The following is a 1,260-nucleotide window of genomic DNA, read 5'->3' as shown; positions in this document are numbered from 1 at the left end:
TCACCAAAGAATAGCTCCCCGAAAGCTATTACCCACACCATCCCGCACCTCCGGCCACATTTGTGCTAACCGCACACCGGTTGGATTAAAGGATGACCACCAACCGCCCCAGCTGCCCACTATGCGGCAACAACACAAAGAAAAACGGCACCACCAGCAAATCAACCACCCGTTGGCGCTGCACCCACTGCGGACACTCCTTTACCCGCAACACCCAAACCCACAACAAAAATACCGCCACCATGGCTTTGTTCATCCAATGGGCCACCGGCACCCAATCTCTAACCACCTTCGCCGCACACCATGGCGTAACCAGGCAAACCATGCACCACCGATTCCGATGGTGCTGGTGGATCATCCCCACACCCACCATCGACTCATTCCGCATCCATGACCAAATCTTCCTCGACGCGACCTATCTAAAGTCCGGATGCCTCCTGATCGCAGCCAGTAAAACCCACGTCATCAACTGGACCTGGGCCAGACACGAAACCACCGCCGCCTACACCGAACTCCTACGCCCCATTGCCGCACCACTAATCGCAGTCACAGACGGCGGACAAGGTGCCCAATCAGCCATCCACCACTGCTGGCCAACAACACGCATCCAACGCTGCCTCGTCCACGCCCAACGAACAGTCCGCCGCCACACCACCAGCAACCCCCGCACCGATGCCGGCAAAACCCTCTACCGCCTAGCCCTGAAACTCACTCGCATCACCGACCTTGACCAAGCATCCACATGGGTCGCCCACCTGCACGAATTCGACCACACCTACCGGGAATGGATGAACGAGAAAACCACCATCAAAGACCCTGCTACCGGCGCCTACACCAAGGTCTACACCCACCAACGCGTCCGAGCGGCCTATCAATCATTGCTATCTCTGCACCGCAGAGACCTGCTGTTTACCTACCTGCAACCCCCACCAACAACCATCGACCCCGACAACCTTGCAGCAACAACAAACAGCCTCGAAGGTGGCATCAACGCCCCCATAAAAGAACTAGCCCGCAGACACCGCGGACTATCACTACCGCATCAACGCACAGTGATGGATTGGTGGCTGTATCTACATACAGAAGTCCCTGACGATCCGGTCAAGATCGCCAGGGACCAACGATGGGGTCAAGACGCACTTTCCACAGCAACAGACCTGATCACCCACAACACCACAGCCACTACCAATGACATCGGTGCACCAGCAGAATACGACACCGCCATCGACACCAGCTACCAACACAACCTCGGCATCCAAA

Annotated in this window: 1 protein-coding gene; it reads left to right on the top strand. The window is 56.8% G+C overall.

The window, feature by feature from the left end:
- Positions 1–92: 92 nt before the first annotated feature.
- On the top strand, positions 93–1,260 hold a 1,168-nt coding region (locus ACWXWJ_RS10235; protein WP_473964347.1), incomplete at its 3' end, for an IS256-like element IS3503 family transposase.

The organism is Corynebacterium sp. p3-SID1761, from assembly GCF_055862885.1.
This window is presented reverse-complemented; position numbering and strand designations above follow the sequence as displayed.